Source organism: Microbulbifer epialgicus (assembly GCF_041447265.1).
GTDB classification, from domain to species: Bacteria; Pseudomonadota; Gammaproteobacteria; order Pseudomonadales; family Cellvibrionaceae; genus Microbulbifer; species Microbulbifer epialgicus.
Genome location: NZ_JBGMEK010000189.1, coordinates 1 through 2590, shown reverse-complemented (window position 1 = coordinate 2590; position 2590 = coordinate 1). Strand labels below are relative to the sequence as shown.

Genomic DNA, 2590 nt, shown 5'->3' with positions numbered 1-2590 from the left:
GGCCTCAATGCGCTCTACATCAGCTGCAGTTTCATCTGGCAGAGAGTCTTGGTGACGCTCATACCTTCTGAGAGCGTCTTCGGCGGGGTGGGTTGAGTTGGTTCCTAACATGGGTCTTCTCCCTGAGCTGTTAGGAAAATAATATCAGGGGTAATTTTATTGTAAATACCTGAGGTATTAATTTTGGATATTTAGGTATTAATGTGCGCCACTATTGTTTGTGCACAGTCGGGAATAGGGGTGGGTCAGCTTATAGTGGGGTAATGGAGCTAATTATGTGGACAACACGGTCAACGATCAGGTTGTGTTCTACCTCGCCGGTTATGTCAACGCTATCTGGCCTCTCATCTCCAATACCAAAGATGTCGTGAAACTTATAATCTTTATTTTGAAATGTGATTGTATCTAGCACTTCAGAGTCGAACGCATTCTTGACGAACGTACACAAGAACTCGGAGCGATAATCACCAATTAAGCTAGTGGTTGCCGTGTAATCAATGGAGATAAAGCTTCGCTCCATTGGTTTGTTGGCGATTTCCCCCTCAATCCACTTGAGTGTGCTTGGCGATGTTCCTCTCAGCCTTTGCCACTTTAACGCGTCATCGCTACTCATCTCTGATCGGCGGGATTTTACTTGATTTACTTCTACTGAAGAGGGGCGAGTAGCTACAATCATTAGCGCATTTTTACATGCTTTGGCATTCACAGTGTCCGCAGCCTTTGACCCATCAACAAGAGCAATTGCTATGGTGAAGGCGGCGGCAGCAGTAAGTAGGATATTGCCAAAAATGGGATTAAGCGGCTTGGGGAGCTCAGACTTGGACTCCATGTAAAACCCTCCTTGGTAGTTGAGTCTTTATTCTTAAAGATCTATCTCAACCTTCTTCGCCACCCCTACAATGCGGCAATCTCCGTTAATTGGGATGGGCGCATAGCTTGGATTAAGCGGTTTGAGATATTTGTTAGGTCCATCGATCACTAGCTTCTTAATCGTGGCTTCCTGTACATCAACCAGCTTGGCCACAACAATAGAGCCATTGGTGTACTCCGCGTCAGGGTCAACGATGACTATGGACCCGTGAGGGATGCTGACTCCTGTTGGCGAGGTCATCGAATCACCCTCGATACGCAGGGCAAATGCATTAGGGCCAACTTTTGCCGTCGTCTCTCGCCATTCTTCTGCATCTCCCGGCTGAAAATTGTCTATGACTTCTGCCCAGCCGCCGGCCTGAACGGATGAAATCAACGGCACGGTAGTGCGATTTTGCGGGATTGGAATGTAATTTCCTGGTACATCACTTACTCCTTGTAATGTGTGTGTGGTTGGCGCACCAGGGCTTGCGCGCCTCCCCAATTTAACAACCTGCTTGGGGTCTATGTCACTAGGTTCAACATTAAGTAAACGAGCAAACTTAATGATTGCCTCAGTGTTTAGAGCAATACGACCATTTAAATAGTGTCCAACAGCTCCCTGAGTGATGCCCATGGCGGCGCCGGCCTTTTCTTGATTAAGCCCCAACTCCCCCTTCTTTGCCAGCCAAATGCGTCGAAGACTTTCGGCTAACTGCAGCTCGCTATCTGTGAGTTTGCGTTTTGATTTATTCATTAGTCGAGGTTAATAGCGCCAATGTTGAAAGACAAATACCTGGGGTATTGATTAGTATTAATATCTGGGGTATTAATGTGTCTATGGACTCAATCAAACGCGCGGTTAAAACAGTGGGCACTCAAGAGCGCTTGGCGCAGCTTCTCGGGATTACCCAAGGGATGGTCTCTGCTTGGGCTACTGGGCGAAAGAGGGTAGCTCCACACTGGTGCCCACATATTGAACGAGTAACTGACAAGGTTGTAACTCGTTGTGAGATACGCCCGGACATTTACGGAGACCCAATATATCCCAACACAAGTTTTCAACCTGCAGGGAGTGTAAATGAAAACCCTGAAGGTGGAATAGAGCAGTAAATCGATCTGGCAGTTGTTAAAGCTTTTCGTGAAGTGTAGCCACCTATAGGGGAAAAATTAGAGCATATAAAGGATGCAGGACTATGAAGCAAGGATACATTGAGCCGCAAATTAAAGATTACCTGGAATCAGATGCAGGGAGGGCGCTACTTGATGAACTGCTAAGGCAGCGCCTGGATTGTTTTATCAAGTTCTTTACCGAACAGGATCAGCTGTTGATTTCATCGAAGGGAAAAGCACCTCAAGAGGTGTGAAGCGAATGTGAGGAAGGAGCTTGTTGATTGCCTCCTCGGCAGTTGCTCCCTCTGCGATGAAGTCTTTATTGGGAATGCCTAGCGAATCGACGACCCTTGCGAAAAATCTGGGCTTACAGGCAGCGGTGCCGATTTGAAGCAGCTCGTGAACCTCGATTCGAATTTTTTCGGATGGTTCACGCTCTAGTCGAAAAATATGGGTTTTATAGAGTATTTCATCATTTGAAATTAAATCGAATATAAGAATTTCTCGTGTTGGGTTGGCACCTTCAGCATACCGAGAAACCCGTCACCTGGGTAGTGGTGAGGCTGCCGGGGCTGTCCGGTTAATAAAAAAGTATTACTAACTAAAGAAAGGATGATTAAGGGATTTA

At 46.5% G+C, this 2590-nt stretch carries 4 protein-coding genes; 2 read left to right on the top strand and 2 right to left on the bottom strand.

The window, feature by feature from the left end; translation table 11 throughout:
* Positions 1-250: 250 nt before the first annotated feature.
* Both ACCI49_RS24285 and ACCI49_RS24280 read right to left on the bottom strand, forming a co-directional pair.
* Positions 251-829: a hypothetical protein gene (locus ACCI49_RS24285; RefSeq protein ID WP_371841836.1), complete on the bottom strand. Its 579-nt coding sequence runs from the start codon at positions 827-829 to the stop codon at positions 251-253.
* 33 nt (positions 830-862) lie between these two features.
* Positions 863-1606 carry a LexA family protein gene (locus ACCI49_RS24280; protein ID WP_371841835.1) on the bottom strand — a complete coding sequence of 248 codons (744 nt, stop codon included), beginning with the start codon at positions 1604-1606 and terminating at the stop codon, positions 863-865.
* Positions 1607-1689: 83 nt separating this feature from the next.
* Here ACCI49_RS24280 and ACCI49_RS24275 point away from each other — a divergent pair, with 83 nt between their 5' ends.
* Positions 1690-1962, top strand: coding sequence for a transcriptional regulator (locus ACCI49_RS24275; RefSeq protein WP_371841837.1), 273 nt, complete (start codon positions 1690-1692; stop codon positions 1960-1962).
* 83 nt (positions 1963-2045) lie between these two features.
* The gene (locus ACCI49_RS24270) at positions 2046-2216 is read left to right on the top strand and encodes a hypothetical protein (RefSeq protein WP_371841833.1); all 171 of its coding nucleotides are present in this window, start codon (positions 2046-2048) and stop codon (positions 2214-2216) included.
* The last annotated feature ends 374 nt before the right edge of the window (positions 2217-2590 follow it).

Bases quoted from the DNA above. Each gene is read 5' to 3' on its own strand.
- ACCI49_RS24285 (WP_371841836.1), bottom strand. From the start codon at position 829: ATGGAGTCCAAGTCTGAGCTCCCCAAGCCGCTTAATCCCATTTTTGGC.
- ACCI49_RS24280 (WP_371841835.1), bottom strand. From the start codon at position 1,606: ATGAATAAATCAAAACGCAAACTCACAGATAGCGAGCTGCAGTTAGCC.
- ACCI49_RS24275 (WP_371841837.1), top strand. From the start codon at position 1,690: ATGGACTCAATCAAACGCGCGGTTAAAACAGTGGGCACTCAAGAGCGC.
- ACCI49_RS24270 (WP_371841833.1), top strand. From the start codon at position 2,046: ATGAAGCAAGGATACATTGAGCCGCAAATTAAAGATTACCTGGAATCA.